At 64.0% G+C, this 13,287-nt stretch carries 12 protein-coding genes; 7 read left to right on the forward strand and 5 right to left on the reverse strand.

Annotated elements, in window-relative coordinates; all coding sequences use genetic code 11:
* The first annotated feature begins 62 nt into the window (after positions 1-62).
* Both ACN8M7_RS11750 and ACN8M7_RS11755 read left to right on the forward strand, forming a co-directional pair.
* A complete protein-coding gene (locus ACN8M7_RS11750) occupies positions 63-2,234 on the forward strand; it encodes a hypothetical protein (protein ID WP_490260874.1) in 2,172 nt (723 codons plus the stop codon).
* 64 nt (positions 2,235-2,298) lie between these two features.
* Positions 2,299-4,479, forward strand: coding sequence for a putative bifunctional diguanylate cyclase/phosphodiesterase (locus ACN8M7_RS11755; protein WP_490260875.1), 2,181 nt, complete (start codon positions 2,299-2,301; stop codon positions 4,477-4,479).
* Positions 4,480-4,565: 86 nt separating this feature from the next.
* Here the strand turns inward: ACN8M7_RS11755 and ACN8M7_RS11760 are convergent, their stop codons facing one another.
* The 4 genes from ACN8M7_RS11760 to selD are packed head-to-tail and all read right to left on the reverse strand — an operon-like array spanning position 4,566 to position 8,415.
* Entirely contained in the window at positions 4,566-5,345 is a 780-nt protein-coding gene (locus tag ACN8M7_RS11760) for a hydroxypyruvate isomerase family protein (RefSeq protein WP_490260876.1), read from the reverse strand.
* Positions 5,342-6,232, reverse strand: a complete 891-nt coding sequence (locus ACN8M7_RS11765) for an NAD(P)-dependent oxidoreductase (RefSeq protein WP_490260877.1) — start codon at positions 6,230-6,232, stop codon at positions 5,342-5,344. Before ACN8M7_RS11765 ends, ACN8M7_RS11760 begins: the two co-directional genes overlap by 4 nt.
* 48 nt (positions 6,233-6,280) lie before the next feature.
* Positions 6,281-7,381 carry a tRNA 2-selenouridine(34) synthase MnmH gene (mnmH, locus tag ACN8M7_RS11770; RefSeq protein WP_490260878.1) on the reverse strand — a complete coding sequence of 367 codons (1,101 nt, stop codon included), beginning with the start codon at positions 7,379-7,381 and terminating at the stop codon, positions 6,281-6,283.
* Positions 7,381-8,415 (reverse strand): selenide, water dikinase SelD, encoded by a 1,035-nt coding sequence (selD, locus tag ACN8M7_RS11775; protein WP_490260879.1) that lies wholly within the window; start codon positions 8,413-8,415, stop codon positions 7,381-7,383. The genes mnmH and selD overlap by 1 nt, the downstream gene beginning before the upstream one ends.
* 154 nt (positions 8,416-8,569) lie before the next feature.
* Between selD and ACN8M7_RS11780 the strand changes: the two genes are divergently transcribed.
* Genes ACN8M7_RS11780 through ACN8M7_RS11800 form a run of 5 tightly spaced genes read left to right on the forward strand, consistent with a single transcriptional unit; the run spans position 8,570 to position 12,230 of the window.
* Positions 8,570-9,412, forward strand: coding sequence for a putative selenate ABC transporter substrate-binding protein (locus ACN8M7_RS11780; protein ID WP_061237785.1), 843 nt, complete (start codon positions 8,570-8,572; stop codon positions 9,410-9,412).
* Positions 9,409-10,209, forward strand: a complete 801-nt coding sequence (locus ACN8M7_RS11785; protein ID WP_061237784.1) for a phosphonate ABC transporter ATP-binding protein — start codon at positions 9,409-9,411, stop codon at positions 10,207-10,209. Before ACN8M7_RS11780 ends, ACN8M7_RS11785 begins: the two co-directional genes overlap by 4 nt.
* Positions 10,203-11,030, forward strand: coding sequence for a PhnE/PtxC family ABC transporter permease (locus ACN8M7_RS11790; RefSeq protein ID WP_061237783.1), 828 nt, complete (start codon positions 10,203-10,205; stop codon positions 11,028-11,030). Before ACN8M7_RS11785 ends, ACN8M7_RS11790 begins: the two co-directional genes overlap by 7 nt.
* Complete coding sequence (gene phnE / locus ACN8M7_RS11795; protein ID WP_490260880.1) at positions 11,027-11,788, forward strand: phosphonate ABC transporter, permease protein PhnE; 762 nt, start codon at positions 11,027-11,029, stop codon at positions 11,786-11,788. Before ACN8M7_RS11790 ends, phnE begins: the two co-directional genes overlap by 4 nt.
* Before the next feature lie 28 nt (positions 11,789-11,816).
* Positions 11,817-12,230 (forward strand): PA3715 family protein, encoded by a 414-nt coding sequence (locus ACN8M7_RS11800; protein WP_490260881.1) that lies wholly within the window; start codon positions 11,817-11,819, stop codon positions 12,228-12,230.
* A 101-nt stretch (positions 12,231-12,331) separates the two neighbouring features.
* Here the strand turns inward: ACN8M7_RS11800 and ACN8M7_RS11805 are convergent, their stop codons facing one another.
* Positions 12,332-12,799, reverse strand: a complete 468-nt coding sequence (locus ACN8M7_RS11805; RefSeq protein ID WP_490260882.1) for a hypothetical protein — start codon at positions 12,797-12,799, stop codon at positions 12,332-12,334.
* Between the last annotated feature and the right edge of the window lie 488 nt (positions 12,800-13,287).

Raw genomic sequence — 13,287 nt, forward strand, 5'->3', positions numbered from 1 at the left:
AATGGGACTGGTCAATTCATGGCCAATGGCCAATACCCCACGGACTCGCCGGATTGTCACTGATGAAAACAAAAAAAGACGCCGTACCCCCCACCAAGGAAGCCACCCTGGCGGATATCGCCGACAACCTACTGGCGCCGCCCGCGCTGCCGGCGTTGAGCGAAACCGGTGAGCAGTATCTGTATTTCACCGAGCGCGATATCGAGCGCATCCTCGATAACCTCGATGGCCTGCGCAACATGGTCTTCCCGCTGGGCGAACCGCTCGACGAGGGCGAGTCGAGCCGTATCCAGCAATTTCCCTCGGTATGCCTGATCGGCCTTGGCCGCTGCGGCTCGAACATCGCCCTGGATGTCGCTTCCTTGGTCTACAACGCTCGGCAGTTCTATCTGGAAGAGTTTCACAGCGAAGCCAGCGCCACCATCGAGCAGGCCTCGCGTCCCAGCCGCTGGATTCGCAGCAACCTGCTGCGCGCGCCGAGCAAGAGCAGCAAGCCAGTGTTTCTGATTGAGCCGCTGGTGATGCTGGGCGACCTGGACAAGGACATCGCCGGGCGTATCCGTTTTTCGCGCAAGGGCGAGATCAGCGGCTTTCTCGACGACTACAGCAAGATGAAGATCATGGACCTGTCCGAGGTGCACGCCGGTGGCGCCGGCAACGCGCCGATCCTCGGCCAGTACCTGGCCAAGATCATCCTCAACAAGGACACCCAGCGGTTCTCCAACGAAGACTGGAAATTCATCCACAGCTACCTGATCGACTCATGTGGCATCAAGGCCAACCAGTCGCGGCTGTACTTCTATATCTTCAGCGCTGGCGGTGGCACAGGCTCGGGCATGGCCTCGGAGTTCGGCCTGGCGCAGCAGTTCGCCTACATGAGCAAGACCTTCGACAGCAAGGCGCCGGAGGAAGACGACGCCGAACGTGATCGTGGCTTCGTCTTCGAGCCGATCTTCACCAGCGGCATCTGCATCCTGCCGAACATCTCCGACCAGCGCAGCGAGATGTCCGAGGCCCTGCACATCAACGCCGGGCGCCTGCTGTGCAAGTACCTGGCCGAGGAATGGGACTTCTCCTACAACTTCGACAACGAGCAAAGCAGCGCCGAAAGCGTGATGCGCCGTATCCGCCCGTGGAACGCCATGATGCTGATTTCCAACGACATCATGCGCTACGCCGAGGAAAGCGGTGACGGCAGCATCCACAACATCGACGTGACCGCCATGGAGCGCCACGCCAACCAGTACATCTCGCAGCAGATCTTCAACATCCTCACCGCCCAGGCGGTAACCAGCGACTACGACCAGAACTACTTCCGCCGCGCCGGCATCGACATCGGCGAGACCATCCGCCTGGATGCCAACGACCTGTTCATGAGCCTGGCCGGCCCGGTGGCCGTGGCCTACGCCGAATCCGTGGTGCCCGAGCAGGCGGCCCAACTGTCGGAAAAATTCCGCGTGCTGGACAAGGAGCAGCACCCGCCACGACTGAACATCGACGATCTGTTCTTCCGCTCCATCGACCTGCCGCATTTCAACAAGGTGACCCAGGCCATCGAAGGCATCAGCCTGCTGCCGATCGAATCCAAGCGCTATCGCCAGGCGCTGGAGCAGTACAAGGCCAGCGGCTACGACGCCTCCCAGCTGAGCGACCTGCACTTCTTCAAGAACTGCTCCTCGGTGGTGTCGATCGTCTCGCTGCCCAAGGACTACAAGCTGTCCTACATGGACCTGAACCGCCTCAAGACCCACCTCAACAACCTCTTCCCCAACACCACGCTCAAGCGCTATGCACTGGTGATCGGCGCCTCGGCGAACCTGTCGCTGACTACGCTGATCGTCAAGAGCCCGTGCCTGTCGGACGACTTCCTGACCCTGATCGTCGCCTACATCAAGCGTTGCTTCGCGCGTGACCAGTACCGTTTCGACGACAGCCTGGACGACGCCATGCTCGACTTCATCGTCTCCGAGCGGTTCAACGAGGCGCAACTCGACGCCATGCTCAACGAGTACGAAGACCCGGCGAAGATCCTCGATACCAATTGGTACGCGATCAAACCCATGTATGAGAAGAAGTACCGCGAGCTGATTCACGACGCCGAGAAGTTCGTCTCGATCAACGACATCCGCCTGTCGCGCGAAAGCGTCAAGCAGGCGATCAAGTACCTGCGCGAGATCTACCGCCATCGCATCGGCAAGACTCGGGTGATCTCACTCAACGACTACGGAAAATAGGTGGAACAAAAGTGCCTGTGCTTGACTGAACAGAGCACGCCAGCTGCCACCAAGCGGGGTGACTATGGACGGACTATCGATCCGCTTTCTCGCAGACCTGCCCGAGCACGGCCAGATGCTGCTCAATTGCGAACACGACCCCTGGCTCGTGGCGCTGTCATACGCCCTCGCCAGCGTCGGCAGCCTCAGTACCCTGACCATCGCCAGACACCTCGATCAGGTGCAAAGACGCGGCATGCGCCTGGTCTGGGGCCTGCTCGGGGGCTTGTGTCTGGCCGGCGCCATCTGGTCCATGCACTTCATCGGCATGCTGGCATTCCAGGCGCCGGTCGCCATCCGTTACGACCTCGCCACCACAGTGCTGTCGTTACTGGTGGCCCTGGCAGCCGCCCTGCTCGCCCTTTACTACATGGCCATGCCGCGTCCCGGCCTGAGCCGCCAGCTACTGGCGGCGATCATCATCGGCCTGGGCATCAGCGCCATGCATTACAGCGGCATGGCGGCGATCCGCTCCGATGCCCAGGCCTACTACCACGGCGGCCTGTTCACCCTGTCCATCGTCATCGCCATCAGCGCCAGCTTCGCCGCCCTGCTGCTCAATCGCTACGTGCGCCACGGATCACTGCAGCGCCAGCGCTGGATGAAATATTCCGCGGCGCTGGTGATGGGCGCTGCCATCGCCTCGATGCACTACACCGGCATGGCTGCGCTCCACCTGATGGTGGCGCCAGGGACGCCGCTGCAGCTGCGTAGCGCCGACAACAGCGTGCAACTGGTGCTGATCGTCGCTTCCATCACCTTGCTGATTCTCAGCCTGAGCCTGGCGGCGGCCTGGATCGGACGCAAACTGGACGACCAGGAGCGCGACCTGCAGCGGGTCAACACGTTGCTGGTGCAGCTCGATCAAGCCAAGGCGTCGCTGGAACAAGTGGCGCATTTCGACCCACTGACCGAGCTGCTCAACCGCCGCGGCTTCAACCGGGTATTCGCCGCCGCCCTGGAGGAACACGCGATCACCGGCCGCAGCCTGGCGGTGATGTTTCTCGATATCGATCACTTCAAGCGCATCAACGACAGCCTCGGCCACGATGCCGGCGACGAGTTGCTGCGCGTGGTGGCGCAGCGCATCCGCAGCGCACTGCGCGAACGCGACATCATCGCGCGCTTCGGGGGCGACGAGTTCTGCGTGGTCGCCAGCCTCGACGTCAATGCCGACCCGCGCGCCCTGGCCGCACGCATGCTGGAGCACATGAAGGAGCCGATTGGCCTGGCCGGCCGCAAGATCGTGATGACCACCAGCGTCGGCATCAGCCTGTTTCCGCAGGACGGCAACAGCGCCGACGAACTGCTCAAGCACGCCGATCTGGCGCTGTACCAGTCCAAGGGCAGCGGGCGCAACGTGGTGCATTTCTTCAACCCGCACCTGAAGCAGAAAGCCTCGCTCGAGCTGCAGCTGGAAGAAGACTTGCGCCAGGCCCTGCAGCAGGACAATGGCCTGATCCTCTACTACCAGCCGATCATCGATCTGCGCAGCGGTGCCCTGAGCAAGCTCGAGGCTCTGGTGCGCTGGTCTCATCCGCAGCATGGCCTGCTCACCCCCGAACGCTTCATCGCCATCGCCGAAGCCAACGGTTTCATCGACCTGCTCGACAACTGGGTGCTGCGCCGTGCCTGCCTCGACCTCAACAGACTGGATCACATGGGCTACCCGGGGTTGAAGATCGCGGTCAACTGCTCGGCGCTGAACCTGGCCAACGACCAGTTGCCCGGGCGTATCGAACAGCTGTTGAACTCGACCCGTTGCCCCGCTCATTGCCTGGAGCTGGAGGTGACCGAAAGCGCGCTGCTGAGCAATATCAACCGCGCCATCGGCCTGCTGGAGAATATCCGCGCGCTGGGCGTCAGCCTGTCCATCGATGACTTTGGCACCGGCTATTCCTCGCTCGCCTACCTGCGCCGCTTACCGCTGGACACGCTGAAGGTCGACCGCTCCTTTATCCAGGACGTGGCCCACTCCAGCCAGGACCGCGAGATCGTCCACGCCATCATCGCCATGGCCCATGCCCTGCATCTGAAGGTCGTCGCCGAAGGCGTGGAAACGGTCGAGCAGCTGGCCTTTCTGCAGCAGCGCGACTGTGATCAAGTCCAGGGCTATCTGTTCAGCAAGCCGGTACCGCTGGAAGAAATCCTGGCCCGCTTCCCTCCGCATTACCGGCCGCTGGAACGGGTGGCGGCCAGGTTCTGAGCCTTCGCCTCGCCGCTGAAGCGCCTCCCACAGCAGCCATGCTGCTCTGTAGGAGCGGCTTCAGCCGCGACCCAGGCACCTCGCACTCAAGCCCTGAACGCCTGCAACCAGCCCAGACTCGCCTGCGTGCCCATCTCACCTGGCTTGTACTCGGCGCCCAGCCAGCCGCTGTAACCGCTGTCACGCAACGCGCCGAGCAGCGCCGGGAACGCCAGTTCCCCCGTACCCGGCGCACCACGCCCCGGCACATCGGCGAACTGCACATGGCCGATGCGCCCGGCCAGCAGGCGCATGCCGGCCGCCACATCCAGCCCCTGGCGCGCCATATGGTAGAGGTCGTACTGCGCGGCCAGATTCGGGTGATCCACGGCGCGCAGCAGCGCATCCAGATCCTGTGGCGTATTGATCAGGAAACCCGGCATGTCGATGGGGTTGATCGCCTCCACCAGCACACCAATGCCCAACGTGGCGAAGGCTTCGGCACTCTTGCGCAGGTTGGCGGCCAGACAATCCAGCGCCTGCTCGCGGCTCACGCCTTCGGCCAGGCGGCCGGGCAGCACGTTGACGCACGCCGGGCGGACCATGGCGGCGTAGGTCAGCGCCTCCTGCAATGCAGCGTCGAACGCAGCCTGTCGTGCCGGCACGCTGGCCAGGCCGGGGCCGCCGGTCATCAGATCGCCCGCCGGTACGTTGATCAACACCAGCGGCAGCGCGGTCAACTCCAGCACTTCCTTCAGGGCGAGCGCCGGCAACTCGTAAGGGAACTGAATTTCCACGCCATCGAAACCCGCGCTCATCGCCGCCAGCACGCGCTCGCGCAGGGGCAACTCGGTGAACAACATGGACAGATTGGCGGCAATCTTCATGGGCATTGCTCCCGCAGCATTTCCACCAGCGTGGCCGGGTCGCGCTGCAGGTTGCCCTGGCTGCCGTGCAGACGCATCAACTGCGCAGCCAGCCCGCTCATGGGCGTGGCGCTGCCCTGCTGATGCGACAGCTTCACCGCCGTATCGAGGTCCTTGAGCAGTGTGCGCACATGCCATTTGATCGGCTCGAACTGACTGGCCGCCATCTGTGGCGCCAGAATCTGCAGCGGCTTGGAATCGGCGAAACCACCGGCCAGTGCCGGGGCGATCAGGCTGGCATCGACCCCGGCGAGCTCGGCCAGCGCCACCACTTCGGCGATCACCAGGGCGTTGCAGGCAACGATCATCTGGTTGCACACCTTGGTCACCTGCCCCGCACCCACCTCGCCCATGCGCGTCAGGCGCTGGCCCAGGTGCGCGAGAATCGGGCGCACGCGCTCCACATCTTCTTCACGACCACCGGCCATGATCGCCAGCGTACCGGCCTCGGCCCCCGGCGTACCTCCGGATACCGGCGCATCCACCCAGCGCATGCCGCTGCGCGCTTCCAGCTCAGCGGCCATCTCACGCGTGGCAGCCGGCTCCAGGCTGGAGAAGTCCACCAACAGTTGCCCCGGCCGTGCGCCTTCGACGATCCCGCCCGGGCCGAACACTACCTCACGCACCACTTCGGTATTGGCCAGGCAGAGCATCACCACATTGGCATCGCGACACAGCTCGGCGGGGTTCTCCACCCGGTGCGCGCCCTGCTCCAGCAACGGTGCGCATTTATCCGGCGTGCGGTTCCAGAGGGTCAGCGGGTAACCGGCAGCGAGCAGGCGGCGGGTCATCGGCAGCCCCATCAGGCCGATGCCAGCGAAGGCCAGGGCGGGCAGTGAAGTGCTCATCTCAAACTCCGTTGTCAAAACGCGGTTGAAGGTAATCGGCGTACCGCTTCAGCGGCTCGATGAGCGCTCGGTCAGATAGGCGACGAGCGCCTCGGCATCGCCACTGAACTCCACTCGCGAAGCCTTGCTGTCGCGCTGGTAGGCGTACATCGGGTCGTAATACTCGCGCAGCAGACCTTCGATCCAGCCCCGATGCAGTTCCACCAAGCCGGTGCTGCGCTGCACGTCCAGCGCTTCCTGCATCAGGCCGCGCAGGCGTGCATGACGCTCGCCGCCCAGGCGCCGCTGGATGTTGTCCAGACTCTGCAGCAGGCGTCCGGCGAAGCGCTCGAAGCCCTGCTCCTGACCATGCACGGCAAGAAACTCGGCCGCCAGGTCGATCACGTAATCACCGAGGATACGCTCCACGCGCCCCTCGAAGCTGTCTTCGAGCCAGACCATCGGGTACTGCTGCATCCCCAGGTGCAGCGGCAAGGGCAACGAGCAGGTGCCAATCAGGCGGCTCTCATCCTCCAGTACGAACTGCTGCTGGCCGCGGGCGCGGCGCTTGAGTAAGTCCACCGCCAGGCGGTTCTCGAAATCGATCTGCGAGGGCTGACTGGTGGCGCGCTTGCCGAAGCTCGACCCCCGATGATTGGCGTGCCCTTCCAGGTCGATGCTGTTGGCCAGGCGCGCCACCACTTCGGTCTTGCCGGTGCCGGTCATGCCGCCGACGATGACGAAATCGCACTCGGCCACCGCCTGCTCGAGGGTTTCGATGAGGAAGGTACGCATCGCCTTGTAGCCGCCAATCACCCGGGGGTAGTCGATGCCGGCATCCTTCAGCCACTGCTGGACGATCTGCGAACGCAGGCCGCCGCGAAAACAGTACAGGTAGCCATCGGGATGGGCATTGGCGAAGGCCGCCCAGGCCTCGACGCGTTGCGCCTTGACCTTGCCGGAAACCAGCTGATGGCCCAGTTCGATGGCGGCCTGCTGGCCCTTCTGCTTGTAGCAGGTGCCGACCTTCTGCCGCTCGATGTCGGTCATCAGCGGCAGGCTGGTGCTATTGAGAAAGGCGCCCTTGGTAAATTCCACCGGGGCGCGCATATCCATCATCGGCACGTCGTTGAGAAAAAGTTCGCGATAGTCGGCAGTGTTGTCACGCATCAGGCCACCTCTACCGCGTAACGCTGTCGCTCGATCATCTGGCCGATGGGCGCAAGATTCAGGCCCAGCTCGGCCGCCACGGCCAAAAACTCTGCCTCGCCTTCGGCGGCTACCGCCACCAGCAAGCCGCCGCTGGTCTGTGGATCACACAGCAGGTTGCGCTGCGCCTCGCTGATCGGCGCAATCTTCTCGCCATAGCTGTCGAAATTGCGCAGCGTACCGCCCGGCACGCAGCCCTCGGCCAGGTAGTGCTCGACACCCGGCAGGCATGGCACGGTCGCGTAGTCCAGTTGCGCGGTCAGCCCGGCGCCCTCGGCCATCTCCACCAGATGGCCGAGCAAGCCAAACCCGGTCACGTCGGTCATCGCCTGCACACCGGCGAGCTTGCCGAAGCGGCTGCCCGGTTTGTTCAGGGTGCACATCCAGTCTCGTGCCAGCCCGACGTCCTGCTCGCGCAGCTTGGCCTTCTTCTCGGCGGTAGTGAGGATGCCGATGCCCAGCGGTTTGGTCAGGTACAGCTTGCAGCCGACCGTGGCAGTGTCGTTGCGCTTCATGTGTCGCTTATCCACCACGCCGGTCACGGCCAGGCCAAAGATCGGCTCCGGTGCATCGATCGAGTGTCCACCGGCCAGCGGTATGCCCGCGGCATCGCACACCGCGCGGCCGCCACGGATCACCTCGCGGGCGACCTCCGGTGCAAGCACGTTGACCGGCCAGCCGAGAATGGCGATGGCCATCAGCGGCTCGCCGCCCATGGCGTAGATGTCGCTGATGGCGTTGGTGGCGGCGATGCGGCCGAAGTCGAAGGGGTCATCGACGATGGGCATGAAGAAATCAGTCGTAGAAACCACGCCGCGCTCTTCATCGAGCGCATAGACCGCAGCGTCGTCGCGCGAGGCATTGCCGACCCACAGCCGTGGATCGAGGTTCTGCGCGCCGCTACCCGCCAGGATCACGTCCAGCACCTTGGGAGAAATCTTGCAGCCACAACCTGCACCGTGGCTGTACTGGGTCAATCGGATCGGCTCGCTCATGGCATCGCTCTCGGCAAATCAGAAACAAGGCGCGGATTCTAGCAAAGCTGTTCTTTAACCAGCTCGCCCCTATAATCGCCCGCGTCTCGACTACCCTCAGCAGGCGCACCTGCGCCACTGCGAACCTTTTCCGCCATTGAACCGGAGAATCTTCATGTTCAAACATATCCTGGCCCTGGCCGCCGGCTTGACCCTGTCCTTTTCCGTTGTCGCCGCCGACGTTCTCAAGGTTTCGGCCATCCCTGACGAGGCTCCCACCGAGCTGCTGCGCAAGTTCAAACCGCTGGGCGCCTACCTGGAACAGGAGCTGGGCATGAAGGTGGAGTTCGTGCCGGTGGCCGACTACGCCGCCGTGGTCGAGGCGCTGGCCGCCGACCGTATCGACATGGCCTGGCTGGGCGGCTTCACCTTCGTCCAGGCGCGCCTGAAGACCGGCAACGCCGTGCCGCTGGTACAGCGCGAGCAGGATGCCGAGTTCACCAGCAAGTTCATCACTGCCGATCCGGCGGTCAAATCCCTGCAGGATCTCAAGGGCAAGACCTTCGCCTTCGGCTCTGTGTCCTCCACCTCCGGCAGCCTGATGCCGCGCTACTTCATGCTGCAGGACGGCATCAAGCCGGAAGACTTCTTCAGCCGCGTGGCTTACTCCGGTGCGCACGACGCCACTGCAGCCTGGGTCCAGGCCGGCAAGGCCGACGCCGGCGTGCTCAACGCCTCGGTGTGGCAGAAGCTGGTGGACGCCAAGAAGGTCGACACCGACAAGGTCAAGGTCTTCGCCACCACCCCCACCTACTACGACTACAACTGGACGGTACGCGGCAACCTCGACCCGGCGCTGCAGGAGAAGATCAAGACGGCCTTCCTCGCCCTCGACCCGGCCAAGCCGGAGCAGAAGGCGATTCTCGACCTGCAGGCCGCCAGCCGCTTCATCGAAACCAAGCCTGAGAACTACGCAGGCATCGAGGAAGCCGCTCGCGCTGCCGGCCTGTTGAAGTGAGCATCGCCCTGCGTGGCGTGGGCCTGGCCCACGCCAACGGCAAGGTCGCGCTCGACAACATCGATCTGCGGGTAAGCCCCGGCGAACGGGTCGCCATCATCGGCCCCTCCGGCGCCGGCAAGACCACCCTGCTGCGCCTGCTGGCCACCAGCCTGCAACCCACGCACGGCGAGATCGAACTGTTGCAGAGCAACCCCTGGCGCCTGGCTGCCCGCCAGCGCCAACGGCTGCGCGCGCGTATCGGCCTGATCCACCAGTCTCCGCCGCTGCCACCGCGCCAGCGCGTGGTCACCGCCGTGCTGGCCGGCAAACTTGGTCAGTGGTCGCTGGCCAAGGGCCTGATCAACCTGCTGCATCCGCTGGATGCCAGCGGCGCCCAGGCTGCTCTGGCACGCCTGGACATCAGCGAACAACTCTACCAGCGCTGCGACCAGCTCTCCGGTGGCCAGCTGCAGCGCGTCGGCATCGCCCGCGTGCTGTATCAGGCGCCCGAGCTGATCCTCGCCGACGAGCCGGTCTCGGCCATGGACCCGGTGCTGGCCGGCCATACCCTGGCCGTGCTCAACCGCGAGGCCGCCGAGCGTGGCATGACCCTGCTGGCCAGCCTGCACGCCGTCGACCTGGCACTGGCGCATTTCCCCCGGGTGGTCGGCATTCGCGACGGGCGCATCGCTTTCGACCTGCCGGCAGCTGAGGTGCAGCCCGCGCAACTGCAGGCGCTGTACGCCAACGAGCAGTTGCAGGCCGCACCCAGCCCTTCCGTGCAGGCGCAACCGGCGCATATCCCACGATGCTGAGCACCGCTCCACGCGACCCCGCTGCCCTGCCGCGTCTGCTGATCACCGCGCTGGCACTGCTGTTGTTGTGGCCGGGCATCCACCTGAGCGAGCTGGACCTGAGCGTGCTGGTCGATGGCGACAACAGCCGCGCCATGGGCAATTTCCTCGCTGGTTTCTGGCCTCCTGCGCACGATGCCGAGTTCCTCGCCCTGCTCGGCCGCGCCACCCTGGAAACCCTGGCCATCGCCACCGCCGGCATGAGCCTGGCGCTGCTGATCGCCATTCCCGCCGCACTGCTGGCCAGCCGTGCGCTGTCGTTGTCGGCCGTACACCGTGGCGGCCGCCCGGCCTGGTGGGCGAACCTGGCGCGCTGGCCGGTGCGCGGCCTGCTGATCTTCCTGCGCAGCGTGCCGGAGATCGTCTGGGCACTGCTGTTCGTGCGCGCCGTTGGCCTCGGCCCCACCGCCGGGGTGCTGGCCATCGCCATCACCTACGCCGGCATGCTCGGCAAGGTCTATGCGGAAATCTTCGAGTCGGTGGACGCCCGCCCGGCACGCGCACTGCTGGGTGCCGGCAGCAGCCGCCTGAGCGCCTTCGCTTACGGCGTGCTACCCAATGCCGCCGGCGAGATGCTGTCCTACACCGTCTACCGCTGGGAGTGCGCCATTCGCGCTTCGGTGGTAATGGGCTTCGTCGGCGCCGGTGGCCTGGGCCAGCAGATCGACCTGTCACTGCGCATGTTCTCTGGCGGCGAAGTGGCCAGCATGCTGCTCACCTTCCTGCTATTGGTGCTGCTGGCCGACCAGTTCAGCCGCCTGCTGCGTGCGAGGCTGACATGAGAGCCGGCAACCTGATTCTGCTCGCCGCCATCCTCGGCGCGGTGATCGCCTCGTTCCTCTACCTGGGCATCGACCTCGCCGCCCTGGTCGCCGGCGACAGCCTGGCGCAGATGGGCCAGTACGCCAGCGGTTTCCTGCGGCCGGACTTCTCCGCCACGCACCTGCAGGCCATTGGCCGGGGCGCGCTGGAAACCCTGGCGATGTCCGCCCTCGGCACCCTGCTCGCTGCCCTGCTCGGCCTGGCTCTGGCCTTGCCGGCCGCCGGCCGTTTCGGCGGCGTCGCCCTGCACGCCACACGCCTGCTGCTCAATGCCCTGCGCGCCATCCCCGAACTGGTGTGGGCCGCGCTCATGGTGCTGGCCGCCGGCCTCGGCCCCAACGCCGGCACCCTGGCCCTGGCCCTGCACACGGCGGGCGTGCTCGGCCGCCTGTTCGCCGAAGCGCTGGAAAACACCCCGCGCGAGCCCGCCGATGCCATCCGCGAAAACGGCGGCGGACGCGTGGCCGCCTTCTGCTACGGCACCCTGCCCGGCGTCTGGCCGCAACTGGTGGCTTACACGCTCTACCGCTGGGAGAACAACATCCGCATGGCCAGCGTGCTCGGCTTCGTCGGCGCCGGCGGCCTGGGGCAGATGCTCTACATGAGCCTCAGCCTGTTTCAGGAAGCCCAGGCGGCCACGGTAATCCTGGCCATGTTGCTGCTGGTGCTGATGGTCGATGGCTTGAGTGGCTGGGCGCGGCAGCGCTGGGTGAGCTGAGCTGGCCAAGACCGCGGCGCATTGATGAGTGGCCGCGCGCTATCACCTGGCGCCCGGCGTTCGCGTGCTCGGCGTGGTGGTACGCAGTGTCGCGCGCGGGGCAAGCTGTCCGGATGCCGGCTTTAACGATCTACTGACGCTGATGGTGCCGGAAGGGCCTCGGCTGAGGTCGGTGTTTGCCACCTATCTGTACTCATGGACGACGGTAAGGGGTACGTCCTGTGTGATGGACAGTGACTTCCAGTCAGAGCGAGCCGAGCTGACGCTGGGCCTTGGGCCGAAGCAAGCCCATGGTTACGCCGACCTGCTGGTAACTGCTCATGTCCGCGAGAGTCGGCAGGAGCCCGTGCTACGCAAGGTCAGTACCACTGTCCGCTACGACGGCAAGCAGTACCCGTTCGATCAGTACCCGGTGTTCTGGGTGAGAGAGCCTCAGCCGTAACGACAAACAGGCCAGCACAAGCCTGAAGAGGAAAATGGGAAAGATTTATTTATTGGCTGAATGTCCGCTCTTGGCCGATAGCCGCCCCCCAGCTTTCGCCCCTAATCCCAGTACATCTTGATGTTCTCTTGTTTTCGGAACGTGTCCAGTACGCTCTGGAACTGGAGACGCTCGAAAGTCAGACCCGGTATTGAGTCGTACCAATCGACAGCAGGAGATTGCAGAGTGACTAAATCCTTCATCAAGCCAAATCGACGCCAGTGGACATTGTGCTCATCAGCATGCTGTTCAGCGACAATGACGGTACAGGTTAGGTCCAAGTCATCAGAGCATACGAGCAGGGGAACCAAGGTCTTCCAGCCCGGCGCGGTGGAGTAGATCCGATCCCAGACCAAATAGGTGTCGTCATCGCTATGCAAGCCTGAATGAGCAGCTACGAGGTGTAATTCAGCCTCTCGATTATGACGAGGTAACCAGACCTCCAGAGGTATACCGTCAATGGTAAAGGTAGAGTAGAAGCCGGAGCTGTACTTAGATTTATGACTTGTAATGGATAGCAGGTTACTCATCCCACTTCTCGGATCCCTGGAGTCTGTAGAGGCTACTTTTTCTAGGTATGGGCGTCTTCTCTGGGCCGACGGCAGCCTCAGAGGAATGGTAGAAACCTACCCGAAGCAGTCGTAAATGCAGCTTTCGAATCATGGCTTGAACGGATCGATCCAGCCAGGCCGAAGTCCCGCCTCGTATTCTTGGCGTACATATTCGAGTGACTCTGCGCATCCCATTTCCGCCTCGATAGCGCCTATGCATCTCCAGCAATCCCCGCCGGTATTAGCCGATAGCGGATCTTCCAGATTATCGAGTAGGCATGCACAGATCGTGCAGTGTTGCGCCTTTTTGCTGTTCGTCATAATAAGCTTCCGAGACGTCCATCATAGCCTCTCGCACGCTACTCCGAGGGGCAGCAATCGGCCAAGAGCGGACGGTGGCCCAGTAAATAAATGAGCCCCTTTCCCTCCTTCATAGAGCGCGAGTGTACAGTGGCTTTAGGAAACCG

Origin of the sequence: Pseudomonas spartinae (assembly GCF_965197125.1) — a bacterium.
In the GTDB taxonomy this organism is placed as follows: domain Bacteria; phylum Pseudomonadota; class Gammaproteobacteria; order Pseudomonadales; family Pseudomonadaceae; genus Aquipseudomonas; species Aquipseudomonas composti_A.

Coding starts and splice junctions, on each gene's coding strand:
- ACN8M7_RS11750 (WP_490260874.1), top strand. CDS start 63: ATGAAAACAAAAAAAGACGCCGTACCCCCCACCAAGGAAGCCACCCTG.
- ACN8M7_RS11755 (WP_490260875.1), top strand. CDS start 2,299: ATGGACGGACTATCGATCCGCTTTCTCGCAGACCTGCCCGAGCACGGC.
- ACN8M7_RS11760 (WP_490260876.1), bottom strand. CDS start 5,345: ATGAAGATTGCCGCCAATCTGTCCATGTTGTTCACCGAGTTGCCCCTG.
- ACN8M7_RS11765 (WP_490260877.1), bottom strand. CDS start 6,232: ATGAGCACTTCACTGCCCGCCCTGGCCTTCGCTGGCATCGGCCTGATG.
- mnmH (WP_490260878.1), bottom strand. CDS start 7,381: ATGCGTGACAACACTGCCGACTATCGCGAACTTTTTCTCAACGACGTG.
- selD (WP_490260879.1), bottom strand. CDS start 8,415: ATGAGCGAGCCGATCCGATTGACCCAGTACAGCCACGGTGCAGGTTGT.
- ACN8M7_RS11780 (WP_061237785.1), top strand. CDS start 8,570: ATGTTCAAACATATCCTGGCCCTGGCCGCCGGCTTGACCCTGTCCTTT.
- ACN8M7_RS11790 (WP_061237783.1), top strand. CDS start 10,203: ATGCTGAGCACCGCTCCACGCGACCCCGCTGCCCTGCCGCGTCTGCTG.
- phnE (WP_490260880.1), top strand. CDS start 11,027: ATGAGAGCCGGCAACCTGATTCTGCTCGCCGCCATCCTCGGCGCGGTG.
- ACN8M7_RS11805 (WP_490260882.1), bottom strand. CDS start 12,799: ATGAGTAACCTGCTATCCATTACAAGTCATAAATCTAAGTACAGCTCC.